Below are 24671 nucleotides of genomic sequence, written 5' to 3'. Positions count from 1 at the left end.
ATGATGTTCCGCACCACCGACATGGTAATGATCGGCTTGATGGTGGCGGCTGCGGCCTTCACCTACAAGACCAAGCACGAGGCCGAGAACCAGTTCGATCTTCTGGCCAAGACCGAAAGCCAGATCCGCTACGAGGAAGACACGATCTCGATCCTCAAGGCCGACTGGAGCTTGCTGACCCAGCCCGCGCGTCTCCAGCGCCTGACCGAATCCTACGCCGACGACCTGAAACTGGGCACCGTCGAGCCGGAGCAGATCGTTACCCCCGACGCCATTCCGCAGCGCCCGCCGGAAGTGCCGGATCCGAATATCGATACGATCGCCGAGATGCTCAAGCGCATCGACAAGACCTCGACAGGAGCCATCAAACCATGATCGGGAAATGGCGTAAGCGCTTTGAAGGCACGGCACTGGGCAGCGGCATCGTGGTGGATGGCGAGCGTAAGGCGTTCGGCAGCCGCGCACGGCCGCGCCTGATGATGACCATGGCCGTCTTCCTCGGCCTCTACGCAGCCCTGTCCGGCCGCATGATCCACCTCGCCATGACCGACCCGGAAGTGGGTGCTGGCCCTGCGTCGCGCGTCACCGCTTCGCGCCCCGACATCATCGACCGCAACGGCGAGGTGCTGGCGACCGACATCAAGACGGCCTCGTTGTTCGCTGAGCCGCGCCGCATCGTGGATGCCGACGAGGCCATCGAAAAGCTCGCCACGATCCTGCCCGACATCAATTACGAGCAGACCTACAACAAGCTGAAAAGCGGCGCCGGCTTCGTTTGGCTGCGCCGTCAGCTGACGCCTAAGCAGCAGTCCGACATCATGAATCTCGGCGTGCCGGGCTTCGGCTTCCGCACGGAAAAGCGCCGCTTCTATCCCGGCGGTTCCACCGCTGCCCACATCGTCGGCCTGGTCAATGTCGACAACCAGGGCATTTCCGGCATCGAGAAATATATCGACGATCAGGGCCTCGCCGACCTGCAGGCCAGCGGTCTGGCGCAGCCCAAGGATCTCGCGCCCTTCCAGCTGTCGATCGATCTGCGCGTCCAGCACATCGTGCATGACGAGATCACCCAGGCGCTCACCCGCTATCATGCGATCGCGGCTGGTGCCGTGGTGCTTAACGCCAAGACCGGCGAAGTCGTGGCAATGGCGTCGGTGCCGGATTTCGATCCGAACAACCCGTTCAACGCGCATGAAAAAGACCGTCTGAACCGCATGTCGGCAGGCACCTACGAGATGGGCTCGACCATCAAGAGCTTCACAACGGCGATGGCCTTGGATTCGGGCAAGATGAACCTGAATTCCACCGTTGACGCCAGCAAGCCCTTCCGCTTCGGCAACCAGACCATCCGCGACTTTCACGGCAAGAACCGCGTTCTCACGCTGCCGGAAGTGTTCATCTTCTCGTCCAACATCGGTTCCGGCCACGAGGCCGATATCGTCGGTCTCGAAGGCCATCGCGAATTCATTCACCGCATGGGCCTGCTCGACCGCATGAAGACGGAGCTTCCGGAAGTGGCGCGGCCAACCGAGCCAAAGGTCTGGAAGAAGGTGCATTCCATGACCATCGCCTTCGGTCACGGCATGTCCACGACGCCGCTGCAAACGGCGGTGGGCGTGGTGGCGCTGATGAATGGCGGCTTCCTGATGAACCCGACCTTCCTGCCGCGCACGCGGGACGCCGCGCTGGAAAGCGCCACGCGTGTCGTCAGCCAGCAGACCAGCGACGAGATGCGTTATCTCTACAAGCTGAACGCCACCAAGGGTACGGGCGGCTCGGCCACCCGCGCCACCGTTCCCGGCTATCGCATCGGCGGCAAGACCGGCACGGCGGAAAAGGTCGTGCATGGACGCTATTCGAAAGATGTCCGCTTCAACGCCTTTGTCGGCGCGTTCCCGATCGACGATCCGCAATATGTCGTTCTTTCGATCGTGGATGAACCAAAGCCGGAGAAACCCGGTCAGGCGGCGACCGCCGGTCTGAATGCGGGACCTTTGTTTTCCAACATCATCCGCCGTTCCGCACCGCTGCTCGGCGTCCAGCCGGATTTCCGCCTCGAAGAGAAGCCATTGCTGGTATCCTCGCAGTGATTCTGAAGCGGTGAACCGCATTGGACATTGTGCAACCTGAAGTGATGGGACTGCGATGAAGCTCTCGGATTTCGCCGATATCCTGCCGTTGAAGGGCGAGGGTGCCTCCGCAGTGGATGTCAGTGCCCTGACCGCAGACTCCCGCCAGGCCACGCCGGGCACGGTGTTCTTCGCTTTCTCAGGCAGCAAGACGGATGGCGGCCGCTTCGCCGCCGACGCCGCGCAAAAGGGCGCCAGCGCGATTGTGGCCGGTGAGGGCGCTTCCGTTGGCGACCTCTCCATCCCCGTCATCCGCGTCGCCGATCCGCGCCGCGCCTTGTCCTTGGCCGCCGCGCGCTTCTTTGGCGCCCAGCCTGAAACCATGGTTGCCGTCACCGGCACCTCCGGCAAGACTTCCGTGGCCTCCTTCACGCGCCAAGTCTGGGATTTCGGCGGCTATCAATCCGCCAGCATCGGCACCACCGGCGTCGTCGCGCCCGGCCGCAATGATTACGGCTCGCTGACCACGCCCGACCCGGTCGCCCTGCATCATCTTCTCGCCGACCTCGCCAAGGCCGGCGTCACCCATGCGGCCATGGAAGCCTCCAGCCATGGCCTCGATCAGCGCCGTTTGGATGGCGTCCAGCTCAAGGCAGCGGCCTTCACCAATCTCGGTCGCGACCACATGGATTATCATCCAACGGTTGAAGACTATCTCGACGCCAAGCTTCGTCTGTTTCGCGACCTCCTGCCCAAGGATGCGCCGGCCGTGATCTTTGCTGACGATCCGTGGTCGGAGCAGGCGATCAAGGCTTCGCAGGATACAGGCCTGCGCACGCTTACCGTCGGCCGCAAGGGCGCGCTGCTGACCCTCAAGCGGGTCGAACACGAGCGTTACCGCCAGCGCGCGGAGATCGAAGCGGAAGGCCGTATCTTCGAGATTGACCTGCCGCTGGCCGGCGACTTCCAGATCGCCAACGCCCTTGTATCCGCCGGTCTCGCCATCGCCACCGGCATGCCGATCGAGCTTTCGCTGGCTGCCCTCGAAAAGCTGAAGGGTGCGCCCGGTCGTCTCGATCTTGTCGGCTCCAAGAGTAACGGCGCACCGGTTTACGTCGATTATGCCCATAAGCCCGATGCGCTGGAAAACGTGCTGGCCTCCGTGCGCCCCTTCACCACCGGCCGCGTCGTGGTGGTGTTCGGCTGCGGCGGGGATCGTGACCGCGGCAAGCGTCCGATCATGGGCGAGATCGCCACGCGCCTAGCCGATGTGGTGATCGTCACTGACGACAATCCGCGCTCCGAAGTGCCGGCGGAAATCCGTGCCGCCATTCTGGAAGCCGCTCCCAACGCAACCGAGATCGCAGACCGTCGCCAGGCCATCCACGAAGCGATTGCCATGCTGCAATCCGGCGACACGCTGATCATCGCCGGCAAGGGGCATGAAGAGGGCCAGACGATCGGGGCCGAAACGCTGCCTTTCTCCGACCATGCCGAAGCGCGTGCGGCGCTGACGGAGCGTGCGGCATGAGCCCCTTATGGACCGGCGATGCCATGACGGCGGCGATGAATGGCCGCTCCTTCGGCACTCTTCCCTCCGAGATCAGCGGCATCTCCATCGACAGCCGCACCTTGCAACGCGGCGATGCCTTTTTCGCCATCGCCGGCGACCAGTTCGACGGCCATGATTTTGCGACCGCCGCGATCAAGGCCGGCGCGTCGGTTCTGGTTGTGTCGGAAGGCAAGCTGCCGGCGCTTGGCCGATTGACCACGCCCAAGATCGTGGTGCCGGATGTGCTGGCAGCGCTCGGCAAGCTCGGCCAGGCCGCGCGCGCCCGCACCAATGCCCGCATCATCGCGGTCACCGGATCCAACGGCAAGACTTCCACCAAGGAAGCGCTGCGCCATGTTCTGGCCGCTTCCGGCAAGGTGCATGCAGCCGACAAGAGCTTCAACAATCACTGGGGCGTGCCGCTGACCTTGGCGCGCATGCCCGAAGATGTCGATTTCGGCGTGTTCGAGATCGGCATGAACCATCCCGGCGAAATTCGTACGCTGGTGAAGATGGTTCGTCCCCACATCGCCATCATCACCATGGTAGGTGCCGCCCATCTCGGCTTCTTCCGCGACCTCGACGAAATCGCCGAAGCCAAGGCCGAGATTTTCGAGGGGCTGGAAATGGAAGGCGCGGTGCTCGTCAATCGCGACGATCCGCGCTTCAGCCTGCTTGCCAATCTCGCGCGCGCCAAGGGCCACGGCAACATCAAGAGCTTCGGCGAGAACCCCCAATCCGACATCCGCTTGCGCGATGCCGAACTGTTTGGCGACCGCTCGGATATCGCTGTCTCGGTCAATGGCCGTGACGTTGTGGCGACGGTCGGCGCGCCGGGACGGCACATCGTCCAGAACGTGCTCGCCGTACTCGGTGCCGCCGATCTGGCCGGTGCTGATCTCGAAAAGGCAGCGGCGGCACTTGCCAGCCTCAAGGCGGAGCAGGGACGTGGACGCCGCCATGTCCTGCCGGTGGATGATGGCACAGCCGTTCTGATCGACGAGAGCTTCAACGCCAATCCCGCATCGATGCAGGCAGCCTTGTCCTTGCTCGGCACAACGCAGCCCGGCACCGGCGGTCGGCGCATTGCCGTGCTCGGTGACATGCTGGAACTGGGCGAACAATCGCCCGAGCTTCATGCCGCTCTCGCCGAACAGATTGCGGCAGCCCGTGCCGATGCCGTCTTCCTGGGCGGACCCGACATGCGCCGCCTTGCCGAAGCGCTTCCGGCTGAGTTCCCGAAGGTTTACGCCGAAAGTGCTGCGGAATTGACGCCGCTCATTCTGGATGCGATCCGGTCCGGCGATGTCGTCATGGTCAAGTCATCCAAGGGCATCGGCTTCTCGAAGATCGTCGACGCAATGCTGGCACAATTTTCGTCCGCCAAAGCTGACGGTATGACGGCTTGACGCCGTCGCAGAGAGGTCTCCATTCATGTTCGTTTTGCTCGTCCAGTTCGCTGACGACCTCTCCATCTTCAACGTTTTCCGTTACATCACCTTTCGGACCGGCGGCGCGTTGATCACCTCGGCGCTGATCGTCTTCATGTTCGGCCCCTCGATCATCGATTCGCTGCGCATCCGTCAGGGCCGCGGCCAGCCGATCCGCGCCGATGGTCCGCAGACCCACTTCAAGAAGGCCGGTACGCCCACGATGGGCGGTCTGATGATCATGTCGGGCATCCTCGGCTCGTCTCTGTTGTGGGCAAACCTGTCCAGCCTCTATGTCTGGGCGGTGCTGTTCGTGACGATCGGCTTCGGCGCGATCGGTTTCTACGACGACTACACAAAGGTCACGAAACAGAGCCATCTTGGCGTCTCGGGCAAGGTCCGGCTACTTTTGGAGTTCCTGATCGCCGCCGTTGCAGCCGGCCTCATCATGTATGCCGGCAAGGAGCCGTTCTCGTCCTCGCTGACCTTCCCCTTCTTCAAGGATGTGCTGCTCCATCTCGGGCTGTTCTTCATCCCCGTTGCCTGTTTCGTGATCGTCGGCGCCGGTAATGCGGTGAACCTCACCGATGGTCTCGATGGTCTGGCCATCGGCCCGGTGATGATCGCCGCCGGTTCGTTCGGCATCATCTCCTACCTGGCCGGTAATGCCGTCTTCGCCGACTATCTCCAGATCCACTGGACCCCCGGCACCGGCGAGCTCTGCGTGCTGCTCGGCGCGGTCATGGGCGCCGGCCTCGGCTTCCTCTGGTTCAACGCACCGCCCGCCGCCATCTTCATGGGTGACACCGGTTCTCTGGCGCTCGGCGGCCTGATAGGTACGGTAGCCGTCGCCACCAAGCACGAGATCGTTCTCGCCATCATCGGCGGTCTGTTCGTGCTGGAAGCGCTGTCCGTTATCATTCAGGTCGGCTTCTTCAAGATGACCGGCCGACGCGTCTTCCTGATGGCGCCGATCCACCACCATTTCGAAAAGCTCGGCTGGACCGAAAGCCAGGTCGTGATCCGCTTCTGGATCATCGCCATCATCCTGGCTCTGATCGGCCTGTCCACCCTCAAGCTGCGGTAAACATCATGATCTCCGCTCAGTCCTTTTCGGGGAAGGCGGTCGCTCTCTTCGGACTAGGCGGCTCCGGCATCGCAACGGCGCAGGCTCTCGTCGCAGGCGGCGCTGATGTTCAAGCCTGGGACGACAATCCCGAAAGTGTCGCCAAGGCCGAAGCGGCCGGCATCCCGGTTGTCGATCTGCGCACGATCGATTGGTCGCGTCTGTCATCCTTCGTTTTGTCGCCCGGCGTGCCGCTCACCCATCCCAAGCCGCATTGGACAGTCGATCTCGCGCGCGGTGCAGGCGTCGAAATCATCGGCGACATCGAGATCTTCGTTAGGGAGCGCAAGCGTCTCGCTCCCGACGCTCGTCTCGTCGCGATCACCGGCACCAACGGCAAGTCCACCACCACGGCCCTGATCGCGCACATCCTCCAATCGGCCGGACGCGATACCCAGATGGGCGGCAATATCGGCCGTGCCGTTCTGACCCTCGATCCGCCCGAAGCTGGCCGTCACTATGTCGTCGAGTGCTCGTCCTACCAGATCGATCTCGCCCCTTCGCTGAACCCGACCGTCGGCATCCTCCTCAACGTCACGCCCGATCATCTCGACCGCCACGGCACCATCCAGCACTATGCCGACATAAAGGCGCGGCTCGTCGCTGGAAGCGAAACTGCGGTGATCGGCGTCGATGACAGCTTCTGTGTCGAGATTGCCGACCGGTTGGAGCGGGCTGGCCCGAAAGTGGTGCGGATTTCCGGAAGATTGCCGCTGAAAAGCGGATATTTTGCCGAAGAAAGCGAACTTTTCCGGGGAGCTACTCCGGAAAATCGGGCGCTTTTTTCGCTTAACGGCATCGGTTCGCTGCGCGGCCGGCACAACGCCCAGAACGCCCTTGCAGCCGTTTCAACCTGCCTCGAGCTCGGCCTGTCCGAAACCGAAATTCAGAATGGTTTGAACACCTTCCCAGGTCTCGTTCACCGCATGGAACAAGTCGCGCGGCGAGGCAAAGTGCTGTTCGTCAACGATTCCAAGGCAACCAACGCCGAAGCCGCAGCACCCGCTTTGTCGAGCTTCCCCAGGATCCGCTGGATTGCCGGTGGACTGCCAAAAGCCGGGGGAATTGAAGCACTTAGGCCTTTCTTCCCCCGCATCACCAAGGCCTATCTCATCGGCGAAGCTGCGCCCGCCTTTGCGGCAACTCTGGGTGAAACGGTTCCTTATGAAATTTCAGGGACTTTATCATCAGCCGTTAACCATGCCGCCCGGGATGCCGAGGCTGATGGGGAAGCGGTGGTCCTGCTCTCGCCTGCATGCGCGAGCTTCGATCAGTTCAAGAATTTCGAGTTGCGCGGCGAGGCATTTCGCCAGGCAGTTCAAGCACTTGCCGGGATTGAGCCGGTTTAAGGGGTAGGGTTTATGCTGAGCAGATTGGATCGCAGTCCTGTCTCGAACTGGTGGTGGACCATCGATCGCTGGTTCCTCTCTGCCTTCGTCATGCTGATGGTGCTGGGCATCGTCCTGTCCTTCGCCGCCAGCCCAGCCGTGGCCGAGCGCATCGGTCTCGACAGCTTCCATTTCGCCACCCGCCAGATCATTTTTATGATCCCGGCCTCCATCGTCATGATCGGCGTGTCCTTCCTCGACGCCCGCCAAGTCCGGCGTTTGGCCGTTATTTTGCTGGCTGTCATGGTCGTGCTGATGGTGGCCGTGCTTTATGTCGGCGTTGAAGTGAAAGGCGCGCGGCGCTGGATTTCCTTTGCCGGCCTGTCCGTCCAGCCCTCCGAGTTCCTGAAGCCCGCTTTCGTCGTCATCACGGCCTGGCTGTTCGCCGAACACGCCCGCCAGCCTGACATTCCAGGCAATCTGTTCGCGATGATCCTGCTTGGCCTCGTGGTCGCCTTGCTCGTCGCGCAGCCTGATTTCGGCCAGACCATGCTGACGCTTGCCACCTGGGGCGTGATGTTCTTCGTGGCCGGCATGGCCTGGTTCTGGATCATCGCGCTGGGTGCCGTCGGTATCACCGGCGTTTTCGCCGCCTATACGCTCCTGCCGCACGTCGCGGGACGTATCGATCGCTTCCTCACGGGCGAAGGCGATACGTATCAGGTTGATATGGCCATGCAGGCCTTGCTCAATGGCGGCTGGCTCGGCAAAGGCCCGGGCGAAGGCACGGTCAAGCGCGTGATCCCGGACAGCCATGCCGACTTCGTGTTCTCCGTGGCCGGTGAAGAATTCGGCATCGTCTTCTGCTTCCTCATCATGGGCATCTTCGCCTTCATTCTGCTGCGCGGCCTTTCGACGGCGCTGAAGGAGCATGACGATTTCGCGCGCTATGCCGTGACCGGCCTGGTGACGCTGCTCGGGCTGCAATCCTTCATCAATATGGGCGTGAACGTGCAGCTTCTGCCTGCAAAGGGCATGACGTTGCCGTTCATTTCCTATGGCGGCTCGTCAGCCATCGCGATTGCCATTTCGATGGGCATGATCCTGGCGCTGACCCGCAAACGCCCTGAAAAGCGCTCGCAGATCCATTATTCCATGGAACGCGCGCGCTCGCTGGCAGCGGCCGAATAGCATGCCGGGCCGTTCAGCCCTCAAGGGCACCATCCTTCTTGCCGCTGGCGGGACCGGCGGCCATCTATTTCCAGCCGAAGCCCTGGCGCATGAACTCGGCGCGCGCGGTTGGGATGTCCATCTCGTCACCGATACGCGGGCGGGTCGCTATTCCGGCACGTTTCCGGCGGTTGCGACGCATCAGGTCTCCGCATCAACCTTCGGCTCGAAGAACCCGATAGCTCTCAGTCGTGCAATTTGGACGATCTGGAGCGGCGTCAGGCAATCGACAGTTCTGATCAACAAGCTCAAGCCGAAAGCGGTGATCGGCTTCGGCGGTTATCCCACCTTGCCGCCGCTTTACGCCGCGAGCCGACGTGGCGTTCCCACGCTGGTTCATGAGCAAAATGCGGTCATGGGAAGGGCAAATAAGGGGCTGGCCGCCCGGGTTTCCGGCATTGCAGGGGGCTTTTTGCCCGAAAATTCCGGCGTTCATGCCGGAAAAACCGTTGTAACCGGGAATCCTGTCCGGCCTGCGGTCATCACAGCAGCCGCCCGGCCGTTCAATCTACCTGGCTTGGAAGATCCATTCCGGCTGCTGGTGTTTGGTGGCAGTCAGGGGGCGCAGTTCTTTTCCGACGCCGTTCCAGCCGCCGTGGCGCTTCTGCCGGAAGCACTCCGCAAGCGCTTGAGCGTCGTGCAGCAGGCGCGGGCGGAAGATGAAGATCGGGTGCGTGATGCCTATGACAAACTCGGCATGACGGTTGAGGTGTCGCCCTTCTTCAACGACATGGCAGAGCGGATCGCCGACGCCCATCTGGTGATTTCGCGCTCCGGGGCGTCGACTGTTTCAGAGGTTGCGGTGATCGGACGACCCGCAATCCTGGTACCGTATCCGCATGCGCTTGATCATGATCAGGCGGCGAATGCTGCAGCGCTTGCCGCGTCCGGTGGGGCGGAGGTGCATCAGCAGGCGACGCTGACGCCGCAGCGGATCGCAGATCTCATTGCTGCCCGTATGCAGGACCCGCAGGCATTAGCCGCGATGGCTTCCGCTGCGCGTTCTGCAGGCAAGCCGAACGCGGCGAGCTTGCTCGCTGATTTCGCAGAAGCTATTGCATCCGGCCAAACCGCAGCACAGTTCAAACAAGGAGTGCGGCCATGAAGATGTCGACCACAATCGGCCTCGTGCATTTCATCGGGATCGGCGGCATCGGCATGAGCGGCATTGCCGAGGTGCTCAAGAATCTCGGCTATGAGGTGCAGGGCTCTGACCAGGCCGAAGGCGCGAACCTTCAACGTCTGCGCGACAAGGGCATTACCTGCTTCGTCGGACATAAAGCGGAGAACCTAGGCAAGGCCGAGGTCGTGGTCGTCTCCACCGCGATCAAGAAGACGAATCCCGAGCTGGTTGCCGCGCGCGAAAAGCTGCTGCCGATCGTGCGCCGCGCCGAGATGCTGGCCGAGTTGATGCGCTTCCGCCAGGCGGTTGCGATCGGCGGCACGCATGGCAAGACGACCACGACGTCGATGGTTGCCTCGCTGCTTGAAGCGGGTGGGCTGGACCCGACGGTCATTAATGGCGGCATCATCAATGCGCTCGGCACCAATGCCCGTATGGGCGAGGGCGAGTGGATGGTGGTTGAGGCCGACGAAAGCGATGGCACGTTCCTGAAGCTGCCGGCGGAAATCGCGGTTGTCACCAACATCGACCCGGAACATCTCGATCATTACGGCAGCTTCGACAATGTCCGCGCTGCCTTCCGCCAGTTCGTGGAAAACGTGCCGTTTTACGGGTTCGGCGTCATGTGCATCGACCATCCGGAGGTGCAGGCGCTGGTCGGCCGCATCGAGGATCGCCGCGTCGTGACTTACGGCGAGAACCCGCAGGCTGACATGCGCTTCGCCAATCAGCGTTACGAAAATGCGTCTTCCGTGTTCGACGTCGTGATCCGCGATCGCAAGACCGGTGCGCTGGTTGAGATGAAGGACCTGAGGCTACCGATGCCTGGCCGGCACAATGTGTCGAACGCCACGGCCGCCATTGCCGTGGCTTATGAGCTTGGCCTTCGTGAACCAGCGATCCGGCGCGGCCTCGCTGCCTTCAGCGGCGTGAAGCGCAGGTTTACACATACCGGAAGCTGGAACGGCGTCGAAGTGTTCGACGATTACGGCCACCATCCGGTGGAAATCCGCGCCGTGCTCAAGGCCGCGCGTGAATCCACCAAGGGCCGCGTGATTGCCATTGCTCAGCCGCATCGCTTCACACGGTTGCGCGACCTGTTCAGCGATTTCGCATCCTGCTTCAACGATGCGGACACCGTGCTGCTTGCGCCGGTTTATACCGCCGGTGAAGATCCGATCGAAGGTGTGACCTCCGAAGCTCTCGCTGTTGCGGCGCGTTCGGCGGGCCATCGCGATGCGCGCTATATCGAGGGTCCGCAGGTGATTGCCTCGGCTATCCGTGAGCTTGCCAAACCCGGCGATTATGTCGTGTTCCTTGGCGCGGGCAACATCACACAGTGGGCCTACGCACTTCCCGGTGAACTCAACGGCGGCGCAGTGGCGGCGGCATGACGGCAGGCAGCGATCTTCTTGCCCGGCTGGGTGACCGCTTAAGCGGGTTGCGCGGCCGGCTGACGCCGGAATCATCCATGGAAAAGATCACCTGGTTTCGCGCGGGCGGGCCGGCCGATGTGCTTTTCCAGCCTGCGGACGAAGAGGATCTTGCTGCATTCCTGAAGGCCGTGCCGGAAGAGATCCCGGTGATGGTAGTGGGCATCGGCTCCAACCTGCTGGTTCGCGAAGGCGGCCTAAGGGGTTTCGTCGTTAGGCTTTCCGCAAAGGGGTTCGGAACGGCCACGGCGATTTCGGACACGCGCATCGAAGCGGGTGCTGCGACGCCGGACAAGCATGTGTCGGGTGTTGCCTATGATGCTGCCATCGGCGGCTTCCATTTCTTCCACGGCATTCCGGGCGGCATCGGCGGCGCGTTGCGTATGAACGCCGGCGCGAACGGGTTCGAGACGCGCGAGCGTGTTATCGAGGTGCGGGCGCTGACCCGTTCCGGCGAGCGGATCGTGCTGTCGAATGCAGATATGGGCTACGCCTATCGTCATTCCTCGGCACCCAACGACCTGATCTTCACCTCGGCGATCTTCGAAGGCTATCCCGACGATCCCGCGACGATCCGCGCCAACATGGACGCGGTGCGCGATCATCGTGAAGCCGTGCAGCCGATCCGTGAGAAGACCGGCGGCTCGACCTTCAAGAATCCCGAAGGCACTTCGGCTTGGAAGGAAGTCGACCGCGCAGGCTGCCGTGGGCTGATGATCGGCGGCGCGCAGATGTCGCCGATGCATTGCAACTTCATGATCAACACCGGCAACGCTTCGCCCTATGATCTTGAAACGCTTGGCGAAACCGTGCGTGCCCGTGTGCTTGCAACCTCCGGCATAAAGCTGGAATGGGAGATCAAGCGCATCGGCAGCTTCAGGGACGGACGCGAGGTGAAGCCGTTTCTTGGAGAAGCGGTCTGACCACTGTTCGGATTGCACCGATCGTTAAGTGTCGCTATATTCCCAATGTGGGAACATGAATGCAGGTGATCGCGCTTCGCACGTTGCGATTGTTCTGGGAACGAGAAGCTCGGGCTGAGGTGCCGCTCAGGACATGGTACTCGATTGTGTCCCGTGCCTCATGGTCGTCACCGGCGGACGTGAAGCGGATGTTCGGGTCCACGGTTGATTTCGTTGCCGACAACCGGCTTATCTTTGACATAGGCGGCAACAAGTACCGGCTGATCGTGCGTGTTTCCTACGAGTACCAACGCGTGCTGGTAAAGTTTGTCGGGACGCATAAAGAGTATGACAGGATCAACCCGGTAGTGATCTGATGGACATTCGAGCACTCAGAACCGAAGACGATTACGACTGGGCCTTGGCCGAGATCGAGCGATACTTCGACCATGAGCCCGAAAAGGGAAGCGCGGAGGCGGAGCGGTTCGACGTCCTGGCGGCGCTGATCGCCGCCTATGAGCAGCAGCATTGGGCTATAAAAGCGCCAGATCCGATTGCGGCTATTTCCGCCTTTATGGAGATGCGCGGCTTGAAGCAGACCGATTTGGCGGATGTCTTGGGCTCGCGATCGCGCGCCTCGGAAATCCTCAATCGCAGACGTGCGCTCAACATCGAGATGGTGCATCGGATCCATACTTCTTGGCACGTGCCGGCTGATCTCCTTGTTCAACCTTACCGCCTCGAGCCCCGATCGGCCTGAGTCCATTTTGCCATAGCAGCCCCCGTTTTGCGGACTTCCTGACATTCTGGCTTGTCACAGAATCCAAGCTCTGATTCCTAAGGGCCAAGCGTTTCCTGGTTTGAGTCGTGCAACCCGTGCGGCGGGTTTTCAGCTGGCAGAGCTCTCTGCCCGCAAGGCTCAAGCCATGTTCGAGCGCTAATGTTGGAATCGGGATAACTGCAGGGGCGCAGGGGCGCAGGGGCGGATGGCAAAGAAGCATGTGGCAGTGCTGATGGGTGGGGTCTCTTCGGAGCGGCCCGTCAGCCTATCCAGCGGTAAGGCCTGTGCGGATGCGCTTGAGGCTGAGGGTTATCCTGTTACCCGGATCGATGTCGGTCACAATGTTGGCGCGGTTCTTGCCGAGTTGCGGCCCGATGTTGCCTTTAATGCGCTGCATGGACCTTACGGCGAAGACGGTAAGATCCAGGGCGTCCTTGAATATCTGCAAATCCCCTACACCCATTCCGGCGTGCTCGCTTCGGCGCTCGCCATGAACAAAAAGCTCGCCAAGCGCATCGCTGCAGCAGCAGGTATTCCCGTGGCCGAATCGCGGGTGATGAATCGCCACGCGATCGGCAACAAGCATCCGCTGAAGCCGCCTTACGTCGTGAAGCCGGTGTCTGAAGGTTCGAGCTTCGGCGTGGTGATCGTCAAGGAAGACCAGACCCATCCGCCGCAGCGCCTGAGCGCGGCCGACTGGCCATATGGCGATATTGTCATGGTGGAGCGCTACGTCTACGGACGTGAGTTCACATGCGCCGTGATGGGTGACGTTGCGCTCGGCGTTTGCGAGATCCTGCCGACCGGCCACAGCTTCTATGATTACGATGCGAAGTATGCGCCGGGTGGTTCGAAACACGAGATCCCGGCAAAACTTTCACCAAATATTTACCAAACTATACAGAAACTGTCTCTCAAGGCGCATCAAGCCATGGGGTGTCGGGGCGTTTCCCGATCCGACTTCCGCTACGACGACCGGTTCTCCGAAAACGGGGAGGTCATCTGGCTGGAGGTCAATACCCAACCTGGAATGACGCCGACATCGCTGGTGCCTGAAATCGCCCTCGAGGCGGGACATTCGTTCGGCGAACTCTTGAGTTGGATGGTGGAGGACGCGTCGTGTTCGCGTTAAGGTCGACAACCGGCGGTCGTCACAAGGGCTATGCGCCCCGTGAAGGCTTGTCCGAGACCATGGTGGTGCCGCGCTTCCTGCGTCGGCCGATGCGGATGCTGTCGCGTCTCGAAGAGGTCGAGACGCGCATTCCGCGCTTCGCGGCAACGAGCCTGACGGTGCTGCTGCTGGGTGCGTCCAGCGCCTATGGTGCTTATCTCGGCGGCCATATGCCTGCGGTGATGCAGGCGGTGACGGCGCGTACGGGTTTTGCTGTCACCGACATCCGCATTTCCGGCGACAAACAGACGTCGGAGATCGACGTTCTGGATCAGTTGCAACTCAATGGCTGGACGGCTCTGGTCGGCTTCAGCGCCGATGCGGCGCGCGAGCGTTTGCTGACGCTGCCCTGGGTGGAGAGCGCGACCGTCCGCAAGATTTATCCTGACGCGATCGAAGTCGCACTGGTCGAGCGCAAGCCGTTTGCGATCTGGCAGCATGGCGACGAGCTGACCGTCATTGAAAGCGATGGCCGGCCGATCGCACCGTTCGACGGTCGCAATGCGCGCGATCTGCCGCTGGTGATCGGCATGGGCGCGCCGGAGCGGGCTGCCAGCTTCGTGGCCGAGATGAGCGCTTACCCGGCACTTGCTTCCCAAGTGAAGGCCTATGTCCGCGTCGCTAACCGGCGCTGGGACGTGCATCTGGCCAGTGGCGTGCAGATCAAGCTGCCGGAAGGTGATGTCGACGGCGCGATCAAGGAATTGCTGGCGCTGGATCAAAGCCAGGGCCTGCTGTCGCGCGATATCGCTGCGGTCGATCTGCGCTTTGCCGAGCGTTTCATTGTTCAACTGACGCCGGGTGCCGTTGAGCGTCGCACGGCTCAGCTTGAAGCCGAAAAGAAGGCCGCCAAGAAAGCGGGTCGACAGATATGAGCTGGCTCGGCGGAAATTCGGATAGTGGTGCAAAGCGGTCCGGCATCGTTTCGGTGCTGGATATCGGCTCGCACAAGATCTGCTGCATCATCGCAAAGCTGAAGCCGCGCGAAGAAAGCCAGCTGCTGCGTGGTCGCACCCATCGCATTCAGGTGATCGGTATCGGCCACCAGAAGTCACGCGGCGTGAAGTCTGGCGTGATCGTGGATCTCGACCGTGCCGAGCAGGCAATCCGCCTCGCAGTGGATGCAGCCGAGCGCATGGCTGGGCTGACGATCGATTCGCTGATCGTCAACGTTTCGGCCGGCCGCTTGAAGAGCGATGCTGCGACCGCGACGGTCAATCTTGGCGGTCACGAAACCGATGAAGCGGATGTGCGCCGCGTTCTGGAAGCCGGTGCCCGTCAGGCGCTGCGCCATGAGCGCCAGGTTGTGCATACGCTGCCGGTCGGCTTTTTGCTCGACACCGAGCGTGGCATCCAGGATCCGCGCGGCATGGTTGGCGACGTTCTCGGCGTCGACATGCATGTGCTGACGGCCGACGCTGCACCGCTGCGCAATCTCGAACTCTGCATCAACCGGGCACATTTGTCGGTCGAGCGCATGGTAGCGACGCCTTATGCGAGTGGCCTGTCGGCTCTGGTCGACGACGAGGGCGAGATGGGCGCGGCCTGCATCGATATCGGGGCCGGCACGACCAGCATGTCGGTCTTCTTCTCCGGCAAGATGGTTTACGCCTCCTCGATCCCGATCGGCGGCGCGCATGTGACCATGGATCTGGCGCGTGGCCTTTCCACCGCGATGGACGATGCCGAGCGCATGAAGGTGATGCATGGCACGGTGATGCCGGCAGCGGGCGACGATCGCGATTTGGTGACCGTTCAGCCGATCGGCAGCGAAGCCGATGACGGTGGCATGCAGGTTCCGCGCGCTGCGATGAACCGCATTATCCGGGCACGCGTCGAGGAAACGCTGGAGATCGTGCGCGACCGGCTGAGCCAGTCGGGCAGCGGCCATCTGGCAGGCAAGCGCGTGGTTCTGACCGGCGGCGGCGCTCAGCTGCAAGGCCTGGCTGAAGCCGCACGACGCATTCTCGGGCGCAATGTTCGCATTGGCCGGCCGCTTGGCGTGGCAGGCCTTCCAGAAGCAGCAAAAGGACCGGCCTTCGCAACGGCGGTCGGCCTGATGATCTACCCGCAGGTGGCAGAGTTCGAAGTAGGCCAGGTGGCGGGCGGTGTTTCCCATAGACTGACCGGCACAGGCGGACGGTTCGGTCGCGTGGGTCAGTGGTTGCGACAGAGTTTCTAGAGTTCAGAGGGGTTTAGGCCCTGTTTCTTGAGTTTAGCGAGGGCTTAGGCCCTCAAGGCAGCCGCGGCGGCGAAGCGGCAGGAAAAGACGAAAAGGACGACAAACATGACCATCAACCTTTCACGGCCGGACATCACCGAGCTGAAGCCGCGCATCACGGTGTTCGGCGTGGGCGGTGGCGGCGGTAATGCCGTTAACAACATGATCACGGCCGGTCTTCGCGGCGTCGACTTCGTTGTCGCAAACACCGACGCGCAGGCGTTGACGATGTCCAAGGCCGAGCGTCTGATCCAGCTCGGCGCCAATGTCACCGAAGGTCTAGGCGCGGGTTCGCAGCCTGAAGTCGGTCGCGCTGCCGCTGAAGAGTGCATCGACGAGATCGTCGATCACCTCTCCAACACGCATATGTGCTTCGTCACCGCCGGCATGGGCGGCGGCACGGGCACGGGTGCAGCGCCGGTTGTCGCCCGCGCTGCCCGCGAAAAGGGCATCCTCACGGTTGGCGTCGTCACCAAGCCGTTCCACTTCGAAGGCGGCCGCCGCATGAAGACGGCCGATACCGGTATCGAAGAACTGCAGAAATGCGTCGATACGCTGATCGTCATTCCGAACCAGAACCTGTTCCGGATCGCCAACGACAAGACCACCTTTGCTGACGCCTTCTCCATGGCAGATCAGGTGCTGTATTCGGGCGTTGCCTGCATCACCGACCTGATGGTCAAGGAAGGCCTCATCAACCTCGACTTCGCTGACGTTCGTTCGGTGATGCGCGAGATGGGTAAGGCCATGATGGGCACGGGCGAAGCTTCGGGCGAGGGCCGCGCGATGGCTGCTGCCGAGGCTGCGATTGCCAATCCGCTGCTCGACGAAAGCTCGATGAAGGGCGCCCGCGGCCTCCTGATCTCGATCACCGGTGGTCGCGACCTGACCCTGTTCGAAGTCGACGAAGCGGCGACCCGCATTCGCGAAGAAGTCGATCAGGACGCGAACATCATCCTCGGCGCGACCTTCGACGAAGAGCTGGAAGGCGTGATCCGCGTGTCCGTGGTTGCCACCGGCATCGACAAGGCTGCCAGCGATTTCGTGACGCCGCCAATCACCATCCGCCAGCCGATGAAGCCGACCGCGCAGCAGAAGCCACAGGTCGCCGCTCCGCAGCAGCCGGTTCAGCAGCAGGCGCCTGAGCAGCAGCCGGTTCGCGCTGCCGTTGACCCAGTCAACGAAGCGCTGCGTATGGCCGACATGCATCAGGAAGCCGTGCGCCAGCAGGAGGCCGCCCACCCGGCGGACGACTTTCGGCCGGTAAGCAAGCTGTTCCCGGCAGCCCAGCCGGAAATGCGCCCGGCTGCACCACAGCCGATGCAGCAGGCTCCGCTTGCTCCTGCACCTCAGCCGCAGCCGGCTCAGACTGCGGTTCGCATGCCGCGCGTCGAAGACTTCCCGCCGGTTGTTCGCGCCGAGATGGACCATGCATCCCGCGCCGGCGAAGCCGAAGATCGTGGTCCGATGGGCCTGTTGAAGCGCCTGACCACCGGTTTGTCGCGTCGCGAAGAAGAGCCTGCCCGTCTTCAGCCTGCTCAGCCGCGTGAGCCGCGCTTGCGTGAAGCGCAGCCGCAGCCGCGTTCGGCAGGTCAGGACGCCGGTCTTTATGCACCCCGCCGTGGCCAGCTCGACGATCATGGCCGTCAGGCACCGCAGCCGCGCGCTGTGCAGGAAGAGGATCAGCTGGAAATCCCGGCCTTCCTTCGCCGCCAGTCGAACTAAGCAGCTTCACAGCTGACGAGACTTGTAACGGGCGGGCGCTTGGGCGCTCGCCCGTTTCTACAAACGGCATTCATTTACAATGGCTTAACACTTTGCCGGGGCAACTTACCTCGTAACAACGGGTAAGAATTGGTGATTTTGTTGAAGCGCCCTCGGGCACTATCTTGCAGCCAAATCAAAGCCGCAAATGGCGCGATTCCGCGAAGGCTGTTTCTGCCTGCGGTTTGCTAGACGAACGCATGACTGGACGAGATATGGGTGCACCAACGCTGGATTGTCAGACGACGCTGAAGTCACGCGTGTCCCTGTCGGGCGTCGGCGTGCACAGCGGCAAGCCGGTCTCGATGCATTTCAGCCCTGCGGATCCCGATACGGGAATCACCTTCGTTGTTTCCAGATCAGGCGAGCAAACCGGCGAAATTAGGGCACTGTTCTCCGAGGTCGGTTCGACCGATCTGTGCACGGTGCTGGGTGATCCGGCCGGCCTGCATGTCGCAACCGTCGAGCATGTCATGGCTGCGCTTTATGCGATGGGCGTCGACAACGTTATGATCGAGATGGACGGCAATGAAGCGCCGATCCTCGACGGCAGTGCCGAGCCGTTCGTGGACGCCTTCGAACAGGTCGGGCTCGAGAAGCAATCGGTTTCGCGCCGTTATATCCGCGTTCTGAAACCGATCCGCGTCGAGAATGGTGCGTCCTGGGCGGAATTCCGGCCGTTTGCCGGCACCAAGTTCGAGGTCGAGATTGATTTTGCCGACAAGGCGATCGGCCGTCAGGCATTTTCTGCACCGCTGGAAGCCGACTTCTTCCGCACGGAAATTTCGCGCGCCCGCACCTTCGGCTTCATGAAGGACGTGGAGCGTTTGTGGGCTGCCGGCTACGCCTTGGGCTCCTCGCTGGAAAACTCGGTTGTGATCGGCGAAGACGGCCGCATCATCAATCTTGAAGGCCTGCGTTATTCCAACGAGTTCGTGCGCCACAAGATGCTGGACGCAATGGGCGACTTGGCTCTGGCTGGCGCGCGCTTCCTTGGCTCGTTCCATTCGTATCGCGGCGGCCACAAGCTCAATGCTGCCGCCTTGCACGCATTACTGTCGGATCGCTCGGCTTTTGAGATCGTGGAAACCACGCGTCGCGAGCGTGGCCGGTCGATCGAGATGGTTGCCGTGAACGCGCCTGTGTTCGCGCCCTGGAACATCTGATCGGTCTTGGCGATCGGTGGGGCTTGCCCGGCTGTGGGCAAGCTGCCTGAACATGGCTTGCTGCCACAAAATTGCACCAATGCGTGAACATAGCGTTGCTCCTCATGGGCGATGTGGTCTATGGCGGGGCGACGAGATCCGCATGCAGCTAAGTGCGGAGAGGGGTGTTTGATGGCCGTTTCGACCTTTCGAACGATGACAGCGCGCAAGATCGCGCTTCTGAGTGGACTGGCAATTCTGCCGTTGAGCCTGGGCGCTTGCGCGTCCAATGACGACATCGATCTGGCCACGTATGTCGAGCAGACCGAGCCGGCCGATCAGCTTTACAATCAGGGCCTCGCGAACCTGAACGCCGGTCGCCTCAACGAGGCGAGCAAGAAGTTCGAAGCGGTGGACCGCCAGCATCCCTATTCGGAATATGCCCGCAAATCGATGGTGATGGGTGCCTTCACCAATTACCGGCAGGGCAAATACGAGGAAGCGATCAACCAGGGTAAGCGCTATGTGCAGCTTTACCCGTCCTCGGAAGACGCGGCTTACGCCCAGTACATCGTCGGCCTGGCTTACTTCCGCCAGATCAAGGACGTGACGCAGGACCAGAAGGAATCGCGCCGCGCCATCGAGGCGATGGAAGAGGTTGCTCAGCGCTGGCCCGACTCGGAATATGTCGAGGATGCGCAGGCCAAGATCCGCTTCGCCCGCGACCAGCTTGCCGGCAAGGAAATGCAGGTTGGCCGCTATTACCTCGAGCGCCGCGAATATATCGCTGCCGCGAAGCGTTTCCGCTACGTGGTGGAAGTTTACGGCAATACGCGTCACGTCGAAGAGGCGCTTGCACGCTTGACGGAAACCTATCTTGCGATGGGTCTGGCGACGGAAGCACAGTCGGCCGCCGCGGCTCTGGGGCAGAATTACCCGGACAGCCAGTGGTACAAGGATTCCTACACGTTGCTGCAGTCCGGCGGGCTTGAGCCGCGTGCCAATCCCGGCTCGTGGCTGTCCAAGGTCGGATCTGCAATCGCCGGCACGTAATCATCGCGCCTGATGCTCACGCATCTTTCGATCCGCGATATCGTCCTGATTGAACGTCTTGAGATCGACCTTTCGGCCGGTCTCTCCGTGCTGACCGGCGAAACAGGCGCCGGCAAGTCGATCCTGCTCGACTCACTTTCGCTGGCGCTCGGTGCGCGTGGCGACGGCGCTTTGGTACGCCATGGCGCGACGCAGGGCCAAGTCACCGCCAGTTTCGATGTTCCGCTCGACCATGCCGCGCGCGGGTTCCTGCGGGAAAATGCCATCGAGGATGAAAGCGGCGATCTCATTCTGCGCCGGATCCAGACGTCGGATGGCCGGACGCGCGGCTTTATCAACGATCAGCCCGTCAGCGCCGGCTTGATGCGCCAGTTCGGCCGCCTGCTGGTGGAGATCCATGGCCAGCATGACGAGCGCGCGCTCGTGGAGCCTGCTGCGCATCGCACGACGCTCGATTCGTTTGGCGGGCACAATGGTGCTGTGGTTTCCGTCGAGAAGGCTTGGCGTGGCTGGAAAGGTGCGGAACAGGCGCTTGCAAGCCATCGCGCCAGGGTCGAAGCCGCTGAGCGGGAAGGGGATTATCTCCGCAGTTCGGCCAAGGAATTGAGCGACCTCGATCCGCAGCCGGGCGAAGAAGAACAGCTTGCCGCAACGCGCACCGCGATGATGCAGGCCGAAAAGATCGCGTCTGAAATTTCGGATGCGGAGGAGGTTCTGTCGGGTTCAAGTTCGCCCGTGCCGCAGCTTTCCAGCCTGTTGCGCCGTTTGCAACGCAAGGCGCCGGAAGTGCCGGGTTTGCTGGACGAGATCATCACCTCGCTGGACGAAGCCTTGCTGTCGCTCGATGGCGCGCAATCATCAGTTCAAGCCGCGTTGCGGGCAACGGAATACGATCCGCGTGTTCTTGAACAGACCGAAGAGCGCTTGTTCGCGCTGCGCGCGGCTGGGCGCAAATACAATGTGCCGGTCGATGATCTCGCCAAGTTGCGCGACGGCATGGTGGCAGACCTAGCCGATCTCGATGCCGGCGCCGAACGGCTGACCGCGCTGGAAGAAGAAGCACGCGCTTCGCAGCAGGTTTATGATGCGCATGCGGCCAAGCTCACAAGTTTACGGCAGACTGCTGCGGCCGGTTTGGTGAAGGCCGTGATGGCGGAGCTGCCGGCGCTGAAGCTGGAGCGCGCAGAGTTCATTGTCGAGATGTCGACCGATCAGAGTTTGCGCAGCGCGGACGGCAACGACCTCATAGAATTCTGGGTGCGCACCAATCCCGGCACACGCGCCGGCCCGATCATGAAGGTCGCATCCGGCGGCGAGCTGTCGCGCTTCCTGCTGGCGCTGAAAGTGGCGCTTGCGGATCGCGGCTCGGCACCGACGCTGGTCTTTGACGAAATCGATACCGGCGTGGGCGGCGCGGTAGCGGATGCGATCGGCCAGCGGTTGGCGCGGTTGTCTGAAAGGGTGCAGGTGCTGTCCGTCACCCACGCTCCGCAGGTCGCGGCGCGGGCTTCCGTGCATTACCTCATTACCAAGTCCGGCGCGTCCGATCGGGTGTCGACCGGCATTGCTTCGATCGACCGGAGCGCACGCAAGGAAGAGATTGCGCGCATGTTGTCGGGCGCCACGGTGACGGAAGAAGCGCGCGCGGCCGCCGAACGTCTTCTTGGTGGGACTTCCCCAACCTCCTGACAACGCCATCTTGAGCGAAGAGCGCGGGCGATGCAAAAGTCTGCGCACCTAAGCGTAAGGCGTTTTGTTCATGGCCCATTCCGACAAACCCGTTTCCGAGTTCAGCGAAGCAGAAGCCGCTGAGACGCTGGCCGCGCTTGCCGAGGAGATCGCAGGCCATGATCGCCGCTATCATGCGGAAGATGCTCCGACGATTTCGGATGCGGAGTACGATGCACTGCGTCGCCGCAACCTGGCGATCGAGCGCGCCTTTCCGCAGCTCGTGCGAGACGATTCGCCCTCCCGCAAGGTGGGTGCTGCGCCGTCCGGCCGCTTCGCCAAGGTGCCGCATGCCGTGCCCATGCTGTCGCTCGACAATGCCTTTTATGACGAGGACGTGGAAGACTTCGCCCGCCGCGTTCGGCGCTTCCTGGGTTTGAACGACGGCGCGAAGCTGGCCATCACTGCCGAGCCCAAGATCGACGGATTGTCGCTGTCGCTGCGGTATGAACGCGGTGAGTTGGTGCGCGCGGCAACGCGCGGCGATGGTGCGATCGGTGAAGACGTTACCGCGAATGCGCTTGTGATCGAAGACATCCCGCACCGGCTGCATGGCTGGAAGCCGGACGTGTTCGAAGTGCGCGGCGAGGTTTACATGAGCCATGCCGATTTCGCTGCGTTGAACGAGCGGCTGGCGGCAGGCGCGGAGCCTGTGGCGGAAGCGGGTGAGGACGCGGACGGGGAGGCCCAGAGCGCCCAGCCGACCGCGCGCCAATTCGCAAACCCGCGCAACGCAGCTGCAGGCTCGCTGCGGCAGAAGAACCCTGAGATTACGCGGTCGCGTCCGTTGCGCTTCTTTGCCTATGCCTGGGGCGAGGCGAGCCAGTTGCCGGGCAAGACGCAAGAAGAGGTCGTGGAAGCGCTGGGCCGCGCCGGCTTCGTCACCAATCTGCAGCCGCAGGAAGGTCGTGATGCACCGCTGATGCAGCGGTTCGAGACTGTGGAGGGGCTGATCCGGCACTATCATCTTATCGAGGAACAGCGCGCCAGTCTCGGCTACGACATTGATGGTGTCGTGTATAAGGTCGACGATCTCGAACAGCAGCGCGAGCTTGGGTTCGTGTCGCGCAGTCCGCGCTGGGCGATCGCGCACAAGTTCCCGGCCGAACGCGCGACCACAACGGTTCAGGCGATCGACATCAACGTTGGGCGCACCGGCAAGCTGGCGCCGCTGGCGCGCTTGCAGCCGGTGACGGTGGGCGGCGTGGTGGTGTCGAACGTCACGCTGCACAACGAAGATTATATCGAGGGCAGAGACTCCGACGGCAATCCGATCCGCGAAGGGCGCGACATCCGCATCGGCGACACGGTGGTGATCCAGCGCGCCGGCGACGTGATCCCGCAGGTGGTGGATGTGGTGCTGGAGAAGCGTCCGGCCGATGCGGTGCCATATGACTTTCCCAAGCAGTGCCCGGTTTGCGGCTCGAAGGCCGTGCGCGAGATCAATCCGCGGACTGGACGGCTCGACTCAGTGCGACGCTGCACAGCAGGCCTGACCTGTCCGGCGCAGGGGCGTGAAGGGCTCAAGCATTTCGTGTCACGCCACGCCTTCGACATCGTCGGCTTCGGCGAAACCTATATCGAGGCGCTGTTCGATGCCGGCTTGGTGCATGAGCCGGCCGACATCTTCAAGCTCGAATTCGAGCCGCTGAAGGCCGCATTAGAGCAGCGGCGCCACGCGCTGTCGGACGCACGGCGCGGTGTGGATGCGGAAGTCAAGAAGGCTGCAAAGAAGCCCGAAACGTCCAAGGCGATCGACAATCTGCTGGCTGCGATCGACGATCGGCGCAGCATCGCGCTTGATCGCTTCATCTTCGCGCTGGGTATTCCGGAGATTGGTGAAACCACGGCGAAGGCTCTGGCGCGGCACTTCGATGATGTGCGGGGAGTGATCCAGGGAATCGATGCTGCACGCGACAGTCAGGCGAGCGAGGTGTGGGCGGAGCTGAACGCGCTGGAAGGCATCGGCGCGAAGAGTTTCGAGCGCCTGATGGAGGTGGGAGAGGACAAGCTCGGCGATCCGCTGTGGCTGCCGACAAAGGACGGCGAGCTTGGGCTGTCGGCCAAGCAGCGCGTGGCTTTGCGCGAGCGCTTCGCCGATGAGGCTGGCATCCGCGCTGGTCTTGCTGCGGCACAGGCAGGGCGGCCCGGTGAGGCCTATCTTGCTCTGTCCCGTGACAGCGACATCGGCACGGTCGCGACTTTGTCGCTGATCCACTTCTTCGAGGAGGAGCATAATCGGCGCGCGGTACAGGCGCTGCTCGATGCGGGTGTCTCGACCGTGAACAAGCGCGTGAAAGTTCCGGCGTCCTCACCAGTCGCGGGCAAGACGATCGTCTTCACTGGCTCGCTGGAGCGCATGTCGCGCGACGAAGCCAAGGCAATGGCCGAAGAACTCGGCGCCAAGGCCGCGGGCTCGGTGTCAAAGAAGACGGATCTGGTTGTGGCAGGTCCGGGTGCAGGTTCAAAGCTCACGACGGCAACCGAACTTGGCATCGAGGTCATTACCGAAGATCAGTGGTTTGAGCGCATCGGGCGCTGAAGGCTGGATCAATGGAATTCGTGTGACGCGCGGCGGCATTTCACCTAAGCGCGGAGCCAAGTCTTCCTTGTCA

The 24671-nt window shown here is 62.2% G+C and carries 20 protein-coding genes; all 20 read left to right on the top strand.

Going from position 1 to position 24671, the window contains the following annotated elements; translation table 11 throughout:
• Positions 1-375: a cell division protein FtsL gene (gene ftsL / locus IE166_RS06815; RefSeq protein ID WP_385964780.1), complete on the top strand. Its 375-nt coding sequence runs from the start codon at positions 1-3 to the stop codon at positions 373-375.
• Positions 372-2090 carry a peptidoglycan D,D-transpeptidase FtsI family protein gene (locus IE166_RS06810; protein ID WP_189502704.1) on the top strand — a complete coding sequence of 573 codons (1719 nt, stop codon included), beginning with the start codon at positions 372-374 and terminating at the stop codon, positions 2088-2090. The genes ftsL and IE166_RS06810 overlap by 4 nt, the downstream gene beginning before the upstream one ends.
• 55 nt (positions 2091-2145) lie before the next feature.
• The gene (locus IE166_RS06805; protein WP_189502703.1) at positions 2146-3600 is read left to right on the top strand and encodes a UDP-N-acetylmuramoyl-L-alanyl-D-glutamate--2,6-diaminopimelate ligase; all 1455 of its coding nucleotides are present in this window, start codon (positions 2146-2148) and stop codon (positions 3598-3600) included.
• On the top strand, positions 3597-5030 hold the full coding sequence (locus tag IE166_RS06800) for a UDP-N-acetylmuramoylalanyl-D-glutamyl-2,6-diaminopimelate--D-alanyl-D-alanine ligase (protein WP_189502702.1): 1434 nt from the start codon (positions 3597-3599) through the stop codon (positions 5028-5030). Before IE166_RS06805 ends, IE166_RS06800 begins: the two co-directional genes overlap by 4 nt.
• A gap of 25 nt (positions 5031-5055) precedes the next feature.
• Positions 5056-6138, top strand: coding sequence for a phospho-N-acetylmuramoyl-pentapeptide-transferase (gene mraY / locus IE166_RS06795; RefSeq protein WP_189502701.1), 1083 nt, complete (start codon positions 5056-5058; stop codon positions 6136-6138).
• Between the two features lie 5 nt (positions 6139-6143).
• Entirely contained in the window at positions 6144-7526 is a 1383-nt protein-coding gene (gene murD / locus IE166_RS06790; RefSeq protein ID WP_189502700.1) for a UDP-N-acetylmuramoyl-L-alanine--D-glutamate ligase, read from the top strand.
• 12 nt (positions 7527-7538) lie between these two features.
• A complete protein-coding gene (ftsW, locus tag IE166_RS06785) occupies positions 7539-8696 on the top strand; it encodes a putative lipid II flippase FtsW (protein ID WP_189502699.1) in 1158 nt (385 codons plus the stop codon).
• 1 nt (position 8697) lies between these two features.
• Complete coding sequence (gene murG, locus IE166_RS06780) at positions 8698-9840, top strand: undecaprenyldiphospho-muramoylpentapeptide beta-N-acetylglucosaminyltransferase (RefSeq protein ID WP_189502698.1); 1143 nt, start codon at positions 8698-8700, stop codon at positions 9838-9840.
• Positions 9837-11252 carry a UDP-N-acetylmuramate--L-alanine ligase gene (murC, locus tag IE166_RS06775; RefSeq protein ID WP_189502697.1) on the top strand — a complete coding sequence of 472 codons (1416 nt, stop codon included), beginning with the start codon at positions 9837-9839 and terminating at the stop codon, positions 11250-11252. The genes murG and murC overlap by 4 nt, the downstream gene beginning before the upstream one ends.
• Positions 11249-12214: a UDP-N-acetylmuramate dehydrogenase gene (gene murB, locus IE166_RS06770; protein WP_189502696.1), complete on the top strand. Its 966-nt coding sequence runs from the start codon at positions 11249-11251 to the stop codon at positions 12212-12214. The genes murC and murB overlap by 4 nt, the downstream gene beginning before the upstream one ends.
• Before the next feature lie 59 nt (positions 12215-12273).
• Positions 12274-12570, top strand: coding sequence for a type II toxin-antitoxin system HigB family toxin (locus IE166_RS06765; RefSeq protein WP_189502695.1), 297 nt, complete (start codon positions 12274-12276; stop codon positions 12568-12570).
• The gene (locus tag IE166_RS06760; RefSeq protein WP_189503272.1) at positions 12567-12953 is read left to right on the top strand and encodes a helix-turn-helix domain-containing protein; all 387 of its coding nucleotides are present in this window, start codon (positions 12567-12569) and stop codon (positions 12951-12953) included. Before IE166_RS06765 ends, IE166_RS06760 begins: the two co-directional genes overlap by 4 nt.
• 226 nt (positions 12954-13179) lie before the next feature.
• On the top strand, positions 13180-14106 hold the full coding sequence (locus IE166_RS06755) for a D-alanine--D-alanine ligase (protein WP_189502694.1): 927 nt from the start codon (positions 13180-13182) through the stop codon (positions 14104-14106).
• A complete protein-coding gene (locus tag IE166_RS06750; protein ID WP_244641345.1) occupies positions 14094-15020 on the top strand; it encodes a cell division protein FtsQ/DivIB in 927 nt (308 codons plus the stop codon). The genes IE166_RS06755 and IE166_RS06750 overlap by 13 nt, the downstream gene beginning before the upstream one ends.
• Positions 15017-16327, top strand: coding sequence for a cell division protein FtsA (gene ftsA, locus IE166_RS06745; RefSeq protein WP_189502693.1), 1311 nt, complete (start codon positions 15017-15019; stop codon positions 16325-16327). Before IE166_RS06750 ends, ftsA begins: the two co-directional genes overlap by 4 nt.
• Before the next feature lie 105 nt (positions 16328-16432).
• Positions 16433-18091 (top strand): cell division protein FtsZ, encoded by a 1659-nt coding sequence (gene ftsZ, locus IE166_RS06740; RefSeq protein WP_189502692.1) that lies wholly within the window; start codon positions 16433-16435, stop codon positions 18089-18091.
• 254 nt (positions 18092-18345) lie between these two features.
• The gene (gene lpxC, locus IE166_RS06735) at positions 18346-19296 is read left to right on the top strand and encodes a UDP-3-O-acyl-N-acetylglucosamine deacetylase (protein WP_189503270.1); all 951 of its coding nucleotides are present in this window, start codon (positions 18346-18348) and stop codon (positions 19294-19296) included.
• Between the two features lie 195 nt (positions 19297-19491).
• Positions 19492-20328, top strand: a complete 837-nt coding sequence (locus tag IE166_RS06730; protein ID WP_244641344.1) for an outer membrane protein assembly factor BamD — start codon at positions 19492-19494, stop codon at positions 20326-20328.
• A 12-nt stretch (positions 20329-20340) separates the two neighbouring features.
• Complete coding sequence (recN, locus tag IE166_RS06725; RefSeq protein WP_189502690.1) at positions 20341-22017, top strand: DNA repair protein RecN; 1677 nt, start codon at positions 20341-20343, stop codon at positions 22015-22017.
• Between the two features lie 70 nt (positions 22018-22087).
• Complete coding sequence (gene ligA / locus IE166_RS06720; RefSeq protein WP_189502689.1) at positions 22088-24598, top strand: NAD-dependent DNA ligase LigA; 2511 nt, start codon at positions 22088-22090, stop codon at positions 24596-24598.
• The last annotated feature ends 73 nt before the right edge of the window (positions 24599-24671 follow it).

It is taken from the genome of Tianweitania populi (assembly GCF_014652875.1).
GTDB classification, from domain to species: Bacteria; Pseudomonadota; Alphaproteobacteria; order Rhizobiales; family Rhizobiaceae; genus Tianweitania; species Tianweitania populi.
The sequence above is the reverse complement of the archived record's forward strand: the minus strand, read 5'-3'. Positions and strand labels throughout refer to the sequence as shown.